The organism is Bacteriovorax sp. DB6_IX (assembly GCF_000447775.1).
Lineage (GTDB): Bacteria > Bdellovibrionota > Bacteriovoracia > Bacteriovoracales > Bacteriovoracaceae > Halobacteriovorax_A.
This window is the reverse complement of sequence record NZ_AUNJ01000091.1, coordinates 1-17,716: the sequence shown is the minus strand read 5'-3', so window position 1 is coordinate 17,716 and position 17,716 is coordinate 1. Positions and strand designations below refer to the sequence as shown.

Annotated in this window: 18 protein-coding genes and 1 pseudogene; 10 read left to right on the top strand and 9 right to left on the bottom strand. The window is 38.0% G+C overall.

Translation table 11 applies throughout. The features are described 5' to 3' along the window. Window positions 1-68 precede the first annotated feature (68 nt). Window positions 69-1,310 (bottom strand): MFS transporter, encoded by a 1,242-nt coding sequence (locus M901_RS03035; protein ID WP_021276684.1) that lies wholly within the window; start codon window positions 1,308-1,310, stop codon window positions 69-71. A gap of 136 nt (window positions 1,311-1,446) precedes the next feature. On the opposite strand from M901_RS03035, the gene grxB reads away from it, so the two are divergent. Beyond that, window positions 1,447-2,100 (top strand): glutaredoxin 2, encoded by a 654-nt coding sequence (gene grxB, locus M901_RS16165; protein WP_157679789.1) that lies wholly within the window; start codon window positions 1,447-1,449, stop codon window positions 2,098-2,100. Then, window positions 2,097-2,761: pseudogene (gene elbB, locus M901_RS03025) on the top strand (isoprenoid biosynthesis glyoxalase ElbB). The gene grxB and the pseudogene elbB overlap by 4 nt, the downstream one beginning before the upstream one ends. Window positions 2,762-2,794: 33 nt before the next feature. On the opposite strand, the gene M901_RS03020 reads toward elbB, so the two are convergent. After that, entirely contained in the window at window positions 2,795-3,253 is a 459-nt protein-coding gene (locus M901_RS03020; protein WP_021276693.1) for a DUF962 domain-containing protein, read from the bottom strand. A 37-nt stretch (window positions 3,254-3,290) separates the two neighbouring features. Between M901_RS03020 and M901_RS03015 the strand changes: the two genes are divergently transcribed. Further along, window positions 3,291-4,145, top strand: coding sequence for a hypothetical protein (locus M901_RS03015; RefSeq protein ID WP_021276695.1), 855 nt, complete (start codon window positions 3,291-3,293; stop codon window positions 4,143-4,145). Between the two features lie 34 nt (window positions 4,146-4,179). On the opposite strand, the gene M901_RS03010 is transcribed toward M901_RS03015, so the two are convergent. After that, complete coding sequence (locus M901_RS03010; protein ID WP_034719898.1) at window positions 4,180-4,818, bottom strand: 50S ribosomal protein L25; 639 nt, start codon at window positions 4,816-4,818, stop codon at window positions 4,180-4,182. A gap of 113 nt (window positions 4,819-4,931) precedes the next feature. Here M901_RS03010 and M901_RS16160 point away from each other — a divergent pair, with 113 nt between their 5' ends. Continuing rightward, on the top strand, window positions 4,932-5,567 hold the full coding sequence (locus M901_RS16160; protein WP_021276687.1) for an alpha/beta hydrolase: 636 nt from the start codon (window positions 4,932-4,934) through the stop codon (window positions 5,565-5,567). Here the strand turns inward: M901_RS16160 and M901_RS03000 are convergent. Beyond that, window positions 5,564-6,469 carry a DMT family transporter gene (locus M901_RS03000; protein WP_021276685.1) on the bottom strand — a complete coding sequence of 302 codons (906 nt, stop codon included), beginning with the start codon at window positions 6,467-6,469 and terminating at the stop codon, window positions 5,564-5,566. The two genes, M901_RS16160 and M901_RS03000, sit on opposite strands and share 4 nt — an antisense overlap. 147 nt (window positions 6,470-6,616) lie before the next feature. On the opposite strand from M901_RS03000, the gene M901_RS02995 reads away from it, so the two are divergent. Beyond that, the gene (locus M901_RS02995; protein WP_021276700.1) at window positions 6,617-8,539 is read left to right on the top strand and encodes a phospholipase D-like domain-containing protein; all 1,923 of its coding nucleotides are present in this window, start codon (window positions 6,617-6,619) and stop codon (window positions 8,537-8,539) included. Between the two features lie 177 nt (window positions 8,540-8,716). Here the strand turns inward: M901_RS02995 and M901_RS02990 are convergent, their stop codons facing one another. After that, complete coding sequence (locus M901_RS02990; RefSeq protein ID WP_021276694.1) at window positions 8,717-9,175, bottom strand: CBS domain-containing protein; 459 nt, start codon at window positions 9,173-9,175, stop codon at window positions 8,717-8,719. A gap of 287 nt (window positions 9,176-9,462) precedes the next feature. On the opposite strand from M901_RS02990, the gene M901_RS02985 reads away from it, so the two are divergent. Together M901_RS02985 and M901_RS02980 are read left to right on the top strand one after the other, a co-directional pair. After that, entirely contained in the window at window positions 9,463-10,431 is a 969-nt protein-coding gene (locus M901_RS02985; RefSeq protein WP_021276692.1) for a YceI family protein, read from the top strand. After that, window positions 10,431-11,789 carry an MATE family efflux transporter gene (locus M901_RS02980; protein ID WP_021276699.1) on the top strand — a complete coding sequence of 453 codons (1,359 nt, stop codon included), beginning with the start codon at window positions 10,431-10,433 and terminating at the stop codon, window positions 11,787-11,789. Before M901_RS02985 ends, M901_RS02980 begins: the two co-directional genes overlap by 1 nt. 1 nt (window position 11,790) lies before the next feature. Here the strand turns inward: M901_RS02980 and M901_RS02975 are convergent, their stop codons facing one another. Both M901_RS02975 and M901_RS16155 read right to left on the bottom strand, forming a co-directional pair. Beyond that, the gene (locus tag M901_RS02975; protein WP_021276689.1) at window positions 11,791-12,747 is read right to left on the bottom strand and encodes a YihY/virulence factor BrkB family protein; all 957 of its coding nucleotides are present in this window, start codon (window positions 12,745-12,747) and stop codon (window positions 11,791-11,793) included. Between the two features lie 155 nt (window positions 12,748-12,902). After that, window positions 12,903-13,640 carry a MipA/OmpV family protein gene (locus M901_RS16155; RefSeq protein WP_021276686.1) on the bottom strand — a complete coding sequence of 246 codons (738 nt, stop codon included), beginning with the start codon at window positions 13,638-13,640 and terminating at the stop codon, window positions 12,903-12,905. A gap of 139 nt (window positions 13,641-13,779) precedes the next feature. Between M901_RS16155 and M901_RS02965 the strand changes: the two genes are divergently transcribed. The 3 genes from M901_RS02965 (at window position 13,780) to M901_RS02955 (ending at window position 16,292) form a co-directional block, all read left to right on the top strand. Then, window positions 13,780-14,544: an SDR family NAD(P)-dependent oxidoreductase gene (locus tag M901_RS02965; RefSeq protein ID WP_021276681.1), complete on the top strand. Its 765-nt coding sequence runs from the start codon at window positions 13,780-13,782 to the stop codon at window positions 14,542-14,544. 8 nt (window positions 14,545-14,552) lie between these two features. Beyond that, window positions 14,553-15,773, top strand: coding sequence for a pyridoxal phosphate-dependent aminotransferase (locus M901_RS02960; RefSeq protein WP_021276682.1), 1,221 nt, complete (start codon window positions 14,553-14,555; stop codon window positions 15,771-15,773). A gap of 66 nt (window positions 15,774-15,839) precedes the next feature. Then, window positions 15,840-16,292 carry an Hsp20/alpha crystallin family protein gene (locus tag M901_RS02955; RefSeq protein ID WP_021276688.1) on the top strand — a complete coding sequence of 151 codons (453 nt, stop codon included), beginning with the start codon at window positions 15,840-15,842 and terminating at the stop codon, window positions 16,290-16,292. Between the two features lie 46 nt (window positions 16,293-16,338). Here M901_RS02955 and M901_RS02950 read toward each other — a convergent pair whose 3' ends face one another. Beyond that, window positions 16,339-16,626, bottom strand: coding sequence for an ATP-binding protein (locus tag M901_RS02950; protein ID WP_081653314.1), 288 nt, complete (start codon window positions 16,624-16,626; stop codon window positions 16,339-16,341). Window positions 16,627-16,758: 132 nt separating this feature from the next. Further along, window positions 16,759-17,445 carry a PAS domain-containing protein gene (locus M901_RS02945; RefSeq protein ID WP_021276683.1) on the bottom strand — a complete coding sequence of 229 codons (687 nt, stop codon included), beginning with the start codon at window positions 17,443-17,445 and terminating at the stop codon, window positions 16,759-16,761. Window positions 17,446-17,716: the final 271 nt, after the last annotated feature.

The following is a 17,716-nucleotide window of genomic DNA, read 5'->3' as shown; positions in this document are numbered from 1 at the left end:
AGATTTACAAAGAAGTTGGGCCACAAAGCGCCACATTTCCTCTGAGTAAAAAGAATAGATAAGAATCCCTACAGAAGATTCGCAACGGCCATAATTCCTATAATTGTCGGAAGACTAACTTTCATTCCGTGTAAAACCATAAGAATAACTGCTGCAAAAACCATGAAAATTGAATTCCAAATATTATTTGAAGCAATTGTTCTGGCCAAGAACTCTGGACGAGCAGAACGCTGCATATGGGCCTGCTGTGGGATAATATACATTCCACCAAAAACAGTGGTTGCCATAAGATCAAAGAGAACTCTCAAGGATCCACTTTGTGCGAAAAACTCTGCTGGTCCTAATAGTCTCCCTGGACTATGGGCCCATGTTCCCGCTGTATAAAACATATCAAATAGAAAGATCGACATTCCAATCGCGGCCAGAGGAACCATTCCAACCTCAACTCTCTTTCCAGAAAGCTTATTACAGAAGAAAGAACCGATTCCCATCCCAACAGTAAAAGTTGCAAGAAAGATTGTTCCAACTAACTCCGAACCAGAAAAGAGATCTTTTACCATCGCCGGTAAGAGTGAAAGAATCGCTGCACCAAAGAACCAAAACCAAGAGATCCCAAGAATTGCATGCATCACATTCTTTTCTTTCATTGTCGTTTTAAGAATATCAAATGTCGGTTTTACGAAGGTGTAATCAATTTTAACATTCGTGTGCTCATCTTTTAAACGACGCTGCTTCCAAGCCGTTAAGATCCCAATTGCCGAAACGACAACAACACCAACGGCCGTAACCATAACGGCATTCTCAGAACTTGCTGATAAACCACCTGTAATAGTTCCAATAAGAATGGCAATAAAAGTTCCCGCTCCGATAAATGCGTTTCCTAGCGTTAACTCGTCATCTTCTAAAATCTCTGGCAGCGAGCCAAATTTAACGGGAGAAAAGAAGGCCGACTGCGCCCCCATAAGAAAGAGAACAAAGAGAAGGATTCCATAACTATTAGTTAAGAAACCAATCGCCGCGATAATCATAATGATAAATTCTGTAATCTTAGTCACCTTGATAACATCAGATTTGTCATAATGATCAGCAATTTGTCCGGCCGTTGCAGAGAAAGTGACATAAGGAAGAATAAAGATTCCTCCGGCCATAGCAACAAGAGCGGCAGCATTAAGCCCCATTAATTCGACATTCTTATATGTAATAAGCATGACTAGTGCATTCTTAAAAAAGTTATCATTGGCCGCCCCAAGAAATTGGGTCCAAAAAAGTGGCCAAAAGCGTCTATCTTTTGTGATTAGTGCTAGAGACAAGATCTCCCCCCGACAAAAATTATTTCTAATAGTTAGACCATTTTTCTCAGCATTAGTCATGGTGCGCCAAAACAAACCATCGCGTCATAATATCTGCATATTGACGACAATCATATGGCCCTGTAATCTCAAGTTTATGAAACTATATCACTATGTCCACTGCCCATTTTGTGTCCGAGTTCGTATGGCCCTTGGCCTACTTGGAATTGATTATGAATCACACGTCCTCCCTTATGATGATGAAAAAACTCCCGTTGAATTAGCTAAGAAGAAAATGCTGCCAATTTTTCAATGGTCTCAAGGGGATGCAAGTAATGAGAGCTTGGAAATCATCAAACGTCTTGATGAAAAGAATATCCTTAAAAATGAGATCGTAGAGACTCCACTTTTTAAAGAAGAGGTCGAAGAGCTTCTCGCTAAAATTGGTTCTCAAGTTCATTCTCTGTGTATGCCTTATTGGATCTGGACACCAGAGTTCAATGAGAAAAGCCGTGAGTACTTTCAAACAAAGAAAGAAGTTAAAAGAGGGCCATTTCATAAACTCATCCAAAATAGACATGAGTTTCTAGATAAACTGGAACTCATCCTAACGGATTTAGAACAAGAACTAACTCCATTTTATAAGAGTGAAACAATGACAATTGCAGACATTGCAATCGCCTCACATCTCTGGGGAATGTATATTTTCCCGGAGTTTCAATTCTCACCAAAAGTTCATCAATACTTACAAGAAATAAGAAAACAATGTCACTTTGATTATCATGAAGATTTTTGGAAGGAGAAAATATGAGTAAGAATATTGCCGTCATTTTATCAGGATGTGGTTTTCTTGATGGAGCCGAAATTAGAGAATCAGTTTTAACTCTCTTGGCCCTTGATACAGAAGGTGCCAACTACAAAATCTTTGCTCCAAACAAAGATCACACCACGTTGTCAATCACCTAAAAGGTGAAGAGGCTTCTGGAGAAAAAAGAAATATACTTGAAGAATCAGCAAGGATTGCGAGAGGACAAATACAAGAACTCACTGAACTAAGAGCAAGTGACTTTGATGCCCTTGTTATGCCTGGTGGTTTTGGAGTTGCAAAGAACCTTTGTGACTTTGCTTTTAAAGGAAGTGCAGGCTCTGTGGATGAAAATATTCTAGCGCTAGTAAAAGATTTTCATCGTACAGGTAAACCTATTGGTGCCATATGCATTGCCCCTGCCCTTATGGCCTTGAGCTTAGGAGATAATAAACCAACTCTTACAATTGGTAGTGATGAGGCAACAGCAGCAGAAATAGAAAAGCTAGGAGCTCTTCATAAGAATTGTCCTGCCAATGAATGCGTTGTTGATTCAGACAAGAAGATTGTGACGACTCCGGCGTATATGTATGACGATGCGAAGCTAAGTGATATTTTTCAAGGTATTCACAAAACGATTAAAGAAGTTCTTAAAATGATTTCATAGAAAATGCCGCAAACTGCGGCATTTCTTTTTACTCTAATATTTAATTCTTAAAATATCTTTAATGACCCAAGCAGGACCGACTAAGAGAAACTGAATATCCTTAAAAAAGGATGGCTTCTTACCTTCAATCTTGTGACCAATAAATTGACCAATCCAAGCAATAACGAAAATCCCAAGCGAAATATACAGAATTCGATGACCATAAATTCGTGAAATTTTCTCAAGAAAATAGATCACAGGGAGAACCATCGTTAAGACCCCCAATAAAACTCGCAGTGATTTTAAGCTAATGTAAAATAACAAACAGATCGCCACAAAGATATAACTCCAATTTATTCCATAGCTCAAGAATAGCTCTGGAACAGGTATTGTCCACAAAATCCCAAGGAGTGACCATGTAATGAGAGGCACACAAACCTTATGAATATAAATATTGGTCTTATTGGTATGTGACTCTCCATACTCAGAAAACCACTGCTCTAAAGTTTTCATTTATAATCCCCTTTTATTAAGATAGGATTATTATATCATGTTTCGCATATTGGTTAAGTTCTTCATATTCAACTACTTTTTAGTCAGGATTTGTCTTGCTGACGATTCCGTCATAAAAATCGGAATTCCTCAAGATGTTCTTGATGATTTTCATCTCTTCCTAGCAGATAGAACTCCCCAAGAAGTTTTCACCTATCGCACAAAATATTCTAGTCGCGATGTTGTTGAAACAGTTTTGCTATTTAAAATTTTAGAATTGAATAAGAATAAGTATCAATTCTTCACCGTCAATTCTTATGAAAGAGCAATCAAGCTAGTCCAAAGTGGAACCATTGATATTTATGCGACAACAGTGTGGAAAAATGATGTCAACCCGGCCAAGGCCTTTTTCTCTGACGAAATAATTAGAGATGGAGAATTCATTGCAGGGATTTATGTCAAAGAAGGATCTGAACTCCTTAAGAAGAAGTTTAATATAAGAACTATGAAGTTCCTAAGTAATAAGGCCTGGACAAGAGACTGGAAAACTATCAAAAACCTAGGTCCGAGAAGCTTGGTCTCAACAACGACTTGGGAATCTGTTTTAAAGATGATCAATGCAAATCGAGCAGAGGCCACCCTCGCTTCATTTCCTCCAAGCCGAGATCTCGTTCGCTACAACAAAATTGTCAACCTTGTCCCTATTCCCAATGTAAAAGTTAGTATCTCAGGAACACGACACTGGATAGTCTCACGCAAGAGCCAGCATGCTCAAAAATTAAAAGCGAGACTCGATGAAATGGTACCTAAATTTAGAAAGAAGAAAGAATTCTTCAAGGCCTATATGCAAAGTGGTTTTTTTAATGAACGAACAGTTCCTTGGAATGTCATCAATAGAAAAGGCCACCTCTAAGGGTGGCCTTCGAATCATATAATTTAAATCTAAATTATGCTGCTTCTTTTTCTTCAGTTTCAACTGGAGTAATGTCACCGTGTGCTTCAGGAGCTTCAACTTCTGCAGCTGGCTCTTCAACAACTTTAACTCTTGGAGCGTGACAAGTTACCATATTATCTTCTAGAGCATGTGCCCACTCGATTCCTCTTGGTGGCTTAATATCACCTAGAGTCCAGTGACCATTCATTTCTAGTTCAGTTACATCAACTTCGATGAATTCAGGGAAGTCTTTTGGAAGACCCCTAACTTCAACTTCGTGTAGAACTGGATAAACAACTCCACCCTCTTTTGTTCCTTTCGCTTCACCGATGAAGTGAATTGGAAGAGTAACTGTTGTTTTCTCTTTCGCTGAAACTTTGTGGAATGAAAAGTGAATATAATCAGTTCCTAGGTTTCCTCTTTGAACGTCATCTAGAGTAACAAGGTGCTTTCCATGTCCCTCTACTTCAACTTCAAATACTTTTCCTGAATGATGAAAGAACTTTGAAAGTGACATTTTTGGAACCATAATATCAATTCCATCAAATCCCTTTCCGTATACTACACCTGGTACCCAACCATCTCTTCTCATCTTCTTAACTGGTGCAGCTTTATCTCTAAACTGAGCTTTTAGTACATCATTTGTCGACACAATATCCTCCTGTGTTTCCTTGGAAATAACTCTCACCTAAACTAATCGTCATAGATTTAAAAAGTTTTAGAAAAATATTGCTGTTTTCGCTGGAGTATTCTACTCTGTTATCAATGAAGACGACGAAGCTAGAATATTTTCACATACCTCAGGCCAGCAAGGGCTGGACGAATGGAAATAAGGTCATGCTAGTTCTGCACGGACTTGGAGACTCTTTAGAGTCCTATAAGATCTTTGCAGCGGAAGTAAATGTGACAGGTCTTCACTACCTCTTAGTCAATGCTCCCTCACCATATTTTATTGGACATTCTTGGTATGATATTCCACCCGGAGACCCAAATCCTGGAATAGATAACTCATCAAATATTATTTTGGAAGTTATAGAAGAGCTGAAGGATCAGGGCTTTGACTATCAAGACATCATCCTATGTGGTTTTTCTCAAGGAGGATGCATTGTCATGGAAACTCTTTATAAATGTCCTCATGCACTTGGAGGAGTGGCGGCACTAAGCCCTCGCCTCTACGAAGAAAGAATTCCTGAAAGACTTTCTTACTCAGCAAAGAATACACCAGTATTCTGTGCTCATGGAAACTATGATGATGTTATTCCTTTCAAACAGACTGAAAACTCGATTCTTCAATTAACTAAGAAAGGGATGAAAGCTGATTTTCACGATTTTGATATGGGACACGAAATAGACCCGATGGAAATTCTCTCTTTTAGAGAGTGGTTAAACGAGCTACTCTAGACTCTTTGTAGATTCTTTACACGATTCTTTAAAAGATACATACTAACAAAAATCACCCCTGCACCAATCGCTTCGAATTTAGTCAAAACACGATTAAAGATAATCATATCTAAAATTAGGGCCACTGGTGGTACAAAGAAAGTCACCGTCGATGCCTTAACTGCACCAAAGTGATGAATCAAATGATAGAAAATAAGAAAAGCAAAGCAAGTTGAAAAGAGCGAAAGATAAAGAACACTCGAATAGTTCTGTGGTTTCAGCAACAAAGAAAAGTCTGGCACACCATTAAAGATGAGAACAGCAATAATCAAATAAAGAACAGAAGATATCTGTTGAATGACGATATTGATATTCCCCTTAATAACTTTATTTTGCGAAAGTAAGCGCGCATTGAGGTTATTTCCCAATCCATAGAAAACTGCCATGATACAAATTGCAATCAGTCCATAGACCTCTTCTATATTTCCACTAAAAACAATCTTTGGACCAAAGATCAATGCGATCCCACAAAACCCCATAATCAATCCCAGGAATTTATGAAGGGTCATATCCTTTAATCCTGAGAAGAATAAAATCGAAATTACAGAAGTCCAAAGAGGAACTGTTCCATTTAAAACCCCGGCCATACTCGGCGTCACATACTTCTCTCCCCAAAAGAGAAGACTAAATGGTATTCCAATTGAAATAAGCCCCGTCCCACAAGAAACAAAGAACTCTCTTCCAAACCAACCAACTGGTAGCTTCAGCTTACGATTAAATATAATCAGCATAAAAATGACTGCGAAGAAAACTCTGTAGAGTGCTGCCGTGAAGGCCGGAACATCATGAATGAGATATTTAATGGCCACGAAAGAGCCACCCCAAAAAAGCGCAAGTGTACAAAAGAGGATATAGTTAATCACCGACGTAGTTTAGACTAGTTGCCAATTCTTGTCTTCTAAATAGTGTCTAATTTTTTGACGGCCCTAGTATCTTCTTCAAATCCTAACAAAACTAAATATAAAGTTGTTAGTATCGACTTATATCTATCGAGAGAATGAGGAGATTCTATGAAGACTATTAAGGTTTTACCTTGGTTATTAGCTGGTTCCGCTTTATTTAATGTTCAGGCAAAGCCTGATCTCGTTAAGTTGATGGACCTAAAACCAGAGTATCGCACGGCCGTAAAGTCACCATGGTTCTACACTGAAGATCAAGATGTTGACTTCGTTATGACTTATAATGGATGGGACATTCTCAAGAGTGAGAGAATTAGAAATCGCGGTATTTCTCAAAAGGCAAAAGATATGATTATCAAGGCCGAGAAATCTATCGTGGCCAGTGTTTTCCTCTTCGATAATATGTATGGTTCAAATCAACCTGAGTACAATGTTGTTAATGACCTGACGAAACTTCTTATAAAAAAGAAAAAAGATAACCCTGACATGAATATCGTGATTATTCTTGATCCTTTGAACCGAGCTTATTCAAGAAGAGTCTCACCAAGTGTGCAAAAGTTTATTGATAACGGAATCGATGTCTTCTATACCGACATGCTCTCAACAAAAGCGGCGACAAGTGTAGGATTAGTTGAAACAGTTGGGCATGTTGGAAGAGTTGCTGATCAAATGACGGCCGGTCTTTTTGGAACGATTTCAAATGGTATTACTTCCCTACTCAATATTCCAGGGAAGAAGCTTGATGGACACAATATTGATTTTGAAGTTGCCTTTGGCGCAGCTCTCATGAAGGCCAATCATAGAAAAATTCTTGTTACAGATGTCGAAGGTAGTGACGAGTTTGAAACTCTTGTCACAAGTGCCAATCCTCACAATGCAAGTGATGACTCAACAAATACAGGCCTAACAGTTAAAGGTGACCTAGCAAAATATGTCTATGGAGTCCTAAGAGAAGATGCGGCCCACAGTTTAAGACATCAAGGAAATATCCCTCTTGCGATTGGTCCCAAAAAGTACGCGCTACTTTCTGAGCAAAATAAAGAAAAATACAAACTTCCTGGGTACAAGCCTAAGATGCTTCAAAAATATATGAAAGAAGTTTTACCTGCCGTTGATTTTGACAAGCTAGACACTGGTCATATGTCTCAAAAGGTAAAATCACGCTTTGTTTCAGAAATTGAAGTAAAGAAGGAAGTGATTCGACTACTCGAAAACTCATCTTCAGACGATATCATTAGAATCCAAATGTTCTACCTATCTGACCCAGATGTCGTTAAAACCATCGAAAAGGTCGCTAAAGATCCAAAGAGAGCAAATAACAAGGTCAGACTACTTTTAGACCCAAGTAAAGATGCTTTCAACTCTATTAAGGATGGGACTCCAAATAGACAAGTCGCCCACTACCTTATGAACCTTAAGAAAGATCTGAATATCGATATTCGATGGTACTCAACTCATGGAGAGCAAAACCACGCTAAGATTATGTCGATTACAAATACTGAAAATGGAAAGTATGAGATCATTACTGGTTCAACAAATTGGACTGGAAAGAATATGAATAATATTAATATGGAGGCCAATCTAACTGTCGTAGGCTCTCAAAGAATTACTGATAAATTTAATAATATCTTTGACCGTCTTTGGTTTAATAAAGATAGTGGTGTTCTCTATACGTGGGACTACTCTGCTTATGACCTTAAAACAACTCGTAACCTAGTTGAAGGATACAAAGTCGTCGAAAAATGGGACGAACGAGAAAGAAAAGAATGGATTCAAAGGCACAAGAAAGAAATTGAAGCTGTATTTGTTAGGAAGAATGCTCAACAAGTCTCGGCACTTTCAATAGAGCAAAAACAAAGGTGGCTCGATAACAAGATTGCTAAAGATAAGTCATCAGTGATTAGAGTAATGAGTTATATAGTTGGTTCAGCCGTAGTCGGAAAGAAAGACTCTCCAAAATCTCGCGCAAAGTGGGAGAAGAAGTACATGAAGAAATGGACGAAGGGAGAGAAATGGGGCTACGTAAGTTGGTAACCACCAGCGGCAAAAGTGCCCCAAAGGGCAGTTTTGATGCTGGGGGTATCACCTTGAGTGCGACTTCCCAGTCGCACGTGAAACAAGCAATAAAACGCCCCTCCAGCAAGCGAAGCGACCTCGCTCCCGACTCTTCAACAACACCTTAGCAACTGCGAAACAAAAGGTGCATGGCACCTACCAACTAGTTTGGTTTAGGCGGTTGAGTTCATTGAATAATCTCTTACGAGTTACGACTCCAAGGAAGATTCCGTCTTCATCGACGACGGGATACATTTGGAAATGATTCTTCATGAATAACTCGGTGATATAGAGAAGAGTCTCATTCTTATGTATGGTCATAAGAGTTCGTGACATAAAGTCCCCAACGATACCACCTTCATTATTATAGTACTTCATATCCAATAAGTACTTCAGGCAGTCCTTCTCAGAGAGGAAACCAATGAGCTTTCCCGTAGATGTTGTCACAGGGGCTCCAGATAGACCGTGATTGGCCAATAAATCACAGGCCTCAACAATGCTCATATCCTCTTTCAATGTTAGGGCCGATTTAAGAATGATATCCTCAGCAGTTTTATTAGACTGCATTTCCAGATCTGATTCAGGTTTGACTAGATGATGTGTGTAATTAACCATTATTCCTCCTAGAGAAAAGAGCTCTTTTCTCTGCTCCCTAACCTTCTTTAATAATTACCTATCTTCTCAAAATACCGAAATTTCGTAACAGCAAATTTTTAGGAATATATATTTCAAGAGCTTACCTACAAGGGCCAAATATTTTATATCTAGAGTTATTTTTAAAAGAGTAATTTCAGCAATATAAGGGATTAACTTATGCTATCCTTTAAGATATAGTCCTTCTAAGAAAATCCGCCTTACAAGTCTTAGAGGCACATAGAAATCTTCAAATCAAAGAAGGCATTATGAAAACTTTTATCACACTTTTAACACTAGTACTTTCATTTCAAACAATGGCAGCAAACTATGCAGTCAACACCGAGCACTCTCAAATAAAATTCAAAATCCCTTATATGGGTTTTTCAAATGTAGAGGGACGTTTTAAGAAATTTGATATTAACTTTGAAATAAAAGATAACAAGCTCAGTAATCTAAAAGGTAAGATCTTCGTTTCATCAATTGATACTCATGATAAGAAAAGAGACTCTCACTTAAAGAAACCTGATTTCTTTGATAGCAAGAGGTTTCCTGAATTTGAAATCGAATCAAATACACCTCTTTCTCTTGTTAAAAATCAAGAAGTAGACTTTCCTGTTGATCTAAAGATTAAGACAGTCAAGAAAACTGTTCCGATGAAGCTCACTTACCTCGGACTTAGAAAAGACCCTTGGACAAAGAATAATGGACACTACTTCAAGCTTAAAGGACAACTCAATCGCTATGACTTTGACATCAAGTGGAATAAGAAACTTGATAGCGGAGATGGCTTTGTTATCGGAGACAAGGTGGAAATCGAGATAATTATTGAGGCCTATCATGTCAATGAGAAGCCCGCCTTCTCTCGGTTCTATAAGCACCGAGGCAACAAAGGCCACTCAATAAAACCAGAAGATCAAGTTATCACAACAGAATACGTCAAGCCTACCAAACCTCAATCTACTAAAGCTAAAATTGATACAAAGAGTGAATACTCATCACCGGCCACTGTTGTTGTAACAACTTTAAGCGGTTTTGTTATTTTTATTCTCTTAATTGTTATCGGAATTTTCGGTCAGAAATATCTTAGTGACTTCTTAGATAGAATTGGTGTCCCAGAGAAATGGAACTTCATTCTTTCTTCAATGGTTATAGTAGTTGTTCTTGTAGAAATTTCAATTTATACCGCACCTTATATGGGCTGGGGAGTTTCACCTTTAATGAAACTATTTAAGTAATGGCAAAAAAGAAGCAACTTAAGGCAAACCTCACAAGTGGAGATGTGCTACAACATTTAATTTCCCTCACTCTCCCAATGTCTTTTGGTGTCTTCACAATTATTGGTTTTAACCTTGCTGATACTTTCTTTGTTGGACAACTTGGAAGTACCGAGCTTGCGGCCATGGCCTTTACTTTTCCAATCCCAATGATTGTGGGATCAATTTCTTTTGGAATTGGATCTGCAACCAGCTCTTTTACAGCAAGGGCCATTGGTAGTGGAAATGTTGAAAAAGTAAAAGATTATACAACCTATAGTTTACTCCTAGCGATACTCATTGTTTCAATGGTTGCCATCTTTGGCTTTCTTACAATTGAGCAACAATTTAGACTTATGGGTGCCGATGATACTGTCATGCCCTATATTAAAGAGTATATGAGTATTTGGTATCTTTCGACTCCCTTTATTGTTATTCCAATGGCGGGAAATAGTGTCATCAGATCACTAGGTGATACAAAGTCACCAGCAGTTGTTATGACTGTCGCGGGACTAGTTAATATCATTCTAGACCCTATACTTATTTTTGGACTTGGGCCAATACCGGCCATGAGTCTTAAAGGTGCTGCTATTGCCACCACAATTTCGAGAATTCTAACTCTTGTTGCCTCTTTGCATATGTTGCACTTTAAATATGGGGTCCTCAAGAATCCTTTCTCAAGCTTAAGTAAGGTTCTTCACGTTTGGAAAAATATTATAAGCCTTGCCATTCCTGCCACATTAACAAATGTGATCAATCCACTCTCAATTGCCGTTGTCACTAAAATGGTTTCTTCTTATGGAAATAAGGTTGTTGCGGGTTTTGGAGTTGGAACAAGAATCGAGTCTTTCATGGCCATCGTTTTAATCGGACTCTCAGCATCGCTTGGCCCATTTGTCGGTCAGAACTTCGGAGCAAAGAAATTCAAAAGAATTAATCTGGCCTTGAATTATGCAAATTCTTTTCCTGTCATATGGGCGATCCTTTGTTTTATCGTTATGTTCTTCTTCTCAGATCCTATCAGTAGAATTTTTAATAGTGACCCAGAAGTTATCTCTGCTTCACGTGATTATTTACTGATTATGACAATTGGACTTATTGGTAATGGAATTCTTCAAAATGTCGTGAATGTTTTTAATGTTCTAGGAAGGCCAAAAGTCTCACTCGTGGCAAATATATTCAAAATGTTTGTCATCTACCTTCCTTATGCACTTATTCTTAGAGGTTTCTATAACGAGTACGGAATTTATATTGCAGGACTCTGTGCCCATATTTTCACGGGATTCTTCGCTCTCATGTATATGAGAAAGACATGTTTCTTAGATAATCAAGATACTTGATTTAAGCTGCACGATTGAGCTCTATCTCTTCCCTCTCTTGAGGACTAAGCTCTTCTAAATGTAAGTCTTTCTTTTCCACATTGGCCACACTTGCACCATAGAAGAAAGAACAAACAACAAAGTAGACCCAAAGAATGGTTACGGCCAAAGTGTAGAAGTTTCCATAACTCACGGCCATATCGGCCTTCGTCAACTTTAGATAAATCCAATGAAAAGATTTACCAAGCAAGAAGCATGAAACAAAGGCTGATGCCCCAGTAAATGCATCCTTAAGACGAATTGGCCTTGATGCCGTGAGCTTATAGAAAACCGTAAAAAAACCAAGGGATGCCACTACGGGCAAGATTGAATAATTAAATATCGGAAGTAGTTCTTGAGGAATAGGAGAACCTTTTGCAAATAAGGTCATCTTGAGCAAGGTCTTATTCGTGGCCATCAGAAGAAATGTCATAAAGACAGTCACTGTTGAACCAATTAAGAATGAACTTATATCATCAACAATAAATCCACCTTTAGTTTTCTTCTGGGCGATAGTTCTAATCCCATACATAAATGCTGAAACTAAACCTATTAATGAATAGCCTAAAAAGAAAATATTAACGAGGTTAACTGTGGCCCCAGTTTTTAATTGCTCATCTAAAATATTAGAGATGCTCTTATAAATCCAAGGCGCTAAATGTGGCACATTATCTTTAATTGTATCCAGGACTACGGCCTTTGAAGAGATAACATCTCCAGAGATATAACCTAAGAGTGAGATCATTAGCATCATAGTAGGACAAAAACTTAAGAGGGCAAAGAAAGTTGTAGCACCGGCCAAGATTTCGGCCTTACTCTTTTTAAAAAAGAAGAAGCCATGAAGTAATCTTGCTACCACATTTTCAGTTGTACGATAGCTATAGGATTCATAGGCATGCCCAAGCTTTTCTAATGTTAATCGTCTCTTATTCTTTTCCACCAAGGAATTATGAACGAAAGACTGGAGATGTGGGAGATATCTTTAACGATCTTTGTAAAAACAGCAAGTTAACACCAAACGGCCTCGCCTTAAGAGAGCTGAAATATGGCAATTATATGTGTAAAAAATGAGATTTCAGTACTTAGTGAAGCTAACTAAAAAACCTTATAAGAAAGACCATAAATAACAGCTGTCTCAGTATCTTTTCTCGTTGTTGGTGAATCATCAACAACACTTCCTAGAAATTTATGGAAGATGATCAAAGATGTGCTCCACTTGTCCGATAGTCTATAAATATTGGCCAAGTTGATATCATAACCCCAAGACCCATCAGCTTCATAAAGAGCTCTTTCACTTGTCACTTCATGAGCTCGAACACCGTAGTAATAATTATTAAATTGAGTACTACTATATGTTGCGCCAACTCCGGCCCTCACCATTAGCTTATCAAGCATCAACCTCTTTCCAAGACCAAATCTCATTAAGGATCCCTTGCTCCTTGATTGGATATCTTTCTTATACTCAAAACTTAGGAAAGCAGCTCTTAGCCCGAATCCAGCAAACCAAGAATCCTTACGTCGATCCATCCCCTCTCCGTAGTATCTCTCGCCATCACGACTAAGGGATACATAAGGACGAATAAATGAATGGCCAGGAAGACTAACTTGAATTCCACCACCTCTTAGAGCTACCGGACCAAGCTTTAGGTTCATAAAAGGGATAAAAGCATAATTCGTTGCCTTGTCTGCTTTATCATAGCTATTATCAAAGCGAGTACTGGTTTTAGCGACGACTCCTGGCCCGATAGAAAAAGTATACTTAGGAGGCTTGCCCTGTTGAGCAAGAATATTTGAACTTAGAATTATTAATACAGATAAAAATATTTTCTTCATAGGACTCAAATTTAAGGTTTTCTTTAGAATAGTTAATTCTAGACATGTTCACATGACATGGTCAAATTCAAATGTCAGTCATGCTCTCCTTGATAAGTCATTGAGATCTGACTAAAATAGATTTAACAAGGATGTAAATATGAGAACAGCACTTGTCACGGGAGGAACTCGTGGAATAGGTCGAGCTATTGTTGAAGTTTTATTGGAGCAAGAAATAAAGGTCATTTCTACTTACAATCGCAGCTCGAAGATTGCTGATGAAATGATTGCTCAATATGGCAAGGACAAGATTGAGTTTTATCAGTTTGAACAAGGAAGTAGAAACTCACACCAAGAGCTATTTTCGAAGATTAACTCCCCACTAGATATTCTTATTAATAATGCAGGTCTTGGAAGTAAGACCGTAGAATCTGTCTCAAAGAATAAGTATGAACAAGACGAGGCCCTTTTAAGAGTTAATACACTAGGTCCCCTTTGGCTATGCGAAGAATTTATTAAAAGAGCAGATAATGAAAAGAGCACAAAGATTATTAATATCTCTTCAGTTGGAGGAGGAATATTCCACTTTCCAGGTTTTAGAATTGCAGATGGAATGAGCAAAGCCGCGGTTACATTTATGACAAAGCAAATGGCCGCCGAAAATGTTCACACAAAAATTGATATTTTTGCAATATGCCCAGGTGCGACCGATACCGATATGTTTAATGCTTCAACACTGGCCAGTCTTGACCAAGAGCAAAGAGATGAACTTATAAGTTCATTAGCAAAGAAGAGGCTAATTGACCCAAAAGAAATTGCAAACCTGTGTTCTTTTTTAATTAGTGAACAATCACAAATTCTTCACGGAGCTATTCTTGATTCGTCCTTAGGTTTAGGAGTGAATCCAGGAATTCTTATGAAATAGGAAATACAATGATTTCAAATAGAGCTGAAATACTTTTTAAAGAAACTCCCCCACTCGTCGTCGCCCATTTTAAATGTGCGGAGGACCCTTATCATCCAGATAATAATCCCAATGGATATATAAACTTTGGAACGGCCGAGAATTTTCTGGTTGAAAAAGAACTGTTAGACAAAATTGCTGAGACACCTGCACTACAAGCAAAACATCTTCATTATACCTACCCTTGGGGAAGTCCTGAACTAAGACAGTCCTATACAAGCTTTCTTAAAAAGTTTCTCAACATTCAATGCATCGGTGCTGAAAGTGTCGCTGTAGGTTGCGGACTCAGCTCAATCATTGAGATATTAAGTTATAGTATCTTTAATGAAGGAGATAAGGTTCTTACAATCTCGCCTCTTTATAATGGCTTCTATCATGATTTTGAGACAAGATTTAAGGCCAAGATTACTCTCTCACACAGTCTAGACTATCAAGGTAAGCTAGACCTTAATACTTTAAGACAAGATATCGAGAAAGAAAGACCAAGAGTTCTACTTATTAATAATCCTCATAACCCGCTAGGTTATACATATGAGGCCAATGAAGTTAGAAGTATTATAGAGCTGGCCAAAGAATATGAGATTAAAATCATTGCGGATGAAGTCTATGCTAACTCAGACTTTGGTGAAAAGAAGTTTACTAGCTTTCTAGATCCACAATTTGAAGATATAAATTATCAAGATTCAATTTACCACCTCTATGGAATGGCAAAGGACTTTGCTCTATCAGGCTTTAAAGTTGGTTTTTTCGCAAGTACAGATAAGCGAGTTACGCAAGCCGTACAAAGCGTGGCCTACTTCCATACCGTTTCAACTCAAACACAACATACTGTGACTCACTTAATTAATGATCATCAGTGGTGTTCTCAACTATTTAAAAAGAATAAAGGACGCTTAAGCGAAAGTTTTGAAATTTTAAATCAGAAATTACGTGATCTAGGTATTAGCCACTTCCCGAGTGAGTCAGGAATTTTCACAATGATAGATCTCTCTAGTTATCTCAAGGAGAAAACGTCAGAAGCAGAAATGGAGCTCTTCAACTATCTTATCGATGATCTCAAAATCAGTATCACTCCGGGACAATTCTTTGGAAGCTCTGAGCTTGGATACTTTAGAGTTTGTTATGCAAAACCTCAGAAAGTTCTCCTCACTTTTTTAAAGAGATTAGAGAAAATTCAAGAATTTAGATAACCTTGACATCTTTGAGATAAGATCCATCTTATAAGTGGGAAGGAGATATCCACAAAGGAGGATCTTATGAGAAGATTTGAAATTGCACCTTTTGCTAACAAAGGACTTCTAAGCTTATTTGATGATTTTGACAGAGAATTCGCTGATTTAAGAGGTTTTGAAAAAGACTTTCTACCAAAGGTAGATATGGGTGAAAAGGATGGACACTTCTGGGCAAGTTTTGATGTCCCAGGAATAAAGAAAGAAGACATCCACCTTGAAGTCAACGATGATGTTATTAGCATCAGTGGTGAAAGAAGCGAAGAAAACAAAGGTGAGAAATACTCAGAAAAAAGATATGGCAGCTTTAGCCGAAGCTTCCGTGTTCCAAAAGGATATGACCTCAAAAACCTTGAGGCCAACCATGAAAATGGCGTTCTCTCTATCGTCGTCCCTCTCTCAAAAGACGAAGATAAGAAAGCTCAGAAAGTGGAAATCCAATCAGGTTCAGGAGGGCTCTTTTCAAAGCTGTTCAATTAAAAGAGGGGCGCTAGACGCCCCTTTTTTTATTTCTTTAATTTAATCGTTATTCTAGATGGTTCTCCAAAGGCAGAGAATTCAAGACTTCGTGATGTTCTCTTATTATTTCAGTAACAACTTGCAATCCAATCCCCATTCCCTTACCTACTTTTTTGGTCGTCTTACCTCCACTTAAAATGAGAGATTTAATGTCTTCACTCACGCCTTTTCCTGAGTCAAAAATAGAAAACTCCATAAATGTCTCAGTCTCATGGACCTCCAAACTAACCCATCTCTCATCTAAGCTCGACACTGCCTCGTAGGCATTTTTAACTAAGTTATAGATGGCCTGAATAACTTGGACTTGACGACATTTAACGTAAGCTCCCCAATACTCTCTCGACTTGGAAGATTTAACTCAACTCCCCCCTCCATCAGTTGAGAGCTAATTAATAATTCTTCAATCTCCACAATGATATCGTGAACATTAGTTAACCTTGGAGGCTTTGAAATTCTTCATGACCGATACAGCGTACCCAACTCGAATACTGGCCAGATTTTCATGAGTTTTAATTAGTTCATCAGATAAACGAGATAACTCACTATTTTGCAAGGAATCAGTTAGTCCTTTGCCTTTTTTTAAAATGGCCTTCATTCTCATAAGTTGACCATTAATCTCATGGGCCAGATAAGCAGACTTCTTCCCTAGTGCCTCATAATGCTTATGATGAGATAGTAATGATGAAGACTTTAGTTCTGCATTGAGATCGATCATAACACCAAAAATACCTTGAACTTCACCGCTTGAACTAACAATGGCCTTTTTTACAAAGCGAAACTTTCTCCTTTCACCATCAGCACATTTAACATCTGATTCATAGACCTGACGGCCTAATGATTCAAATAAGCGCTCATCCTGCATAATGTATTTCTTTGCAAGATCATCAGGAATAGAACCTGCTAACTCCTGCATCGTCTTTCCCTCAATTTCTTTCTTGCCCAATCCAAGTATTTCAATGGCAAATATATTATTACAACCTTGATACCTTAATTTTCTGTCCTTATAGAAGCAAGGCATGGGAAGTGTTTCTATAGAAGTTAAAAATAGTTCTTCAAAATTCATTCGACGACTCTTTGACCATAGGTCGATTAGTGTTTTAACTTCTATCCACATGAAAATAAACAACTCTCTCAATACAAGACTAAAACAATACACTAAGTTACATCTAACTCCCCTCTATTGTAGTAAACAGCAATCCATTTTAAAATATAGGAAATTACTGTTTACTATTTTTACTTAAGAGAGAGTTATGAAAGCCATTCTAAATCTTAAATTGAAGTATCAAATCTCGATACTTGTTGCTATTGCAACGATTTTCCAAATTATCATCTGTGTTGTCAGTTTCAATTCACTTTCTGTAGTGAATTCTAATTTAGAGAAGGTC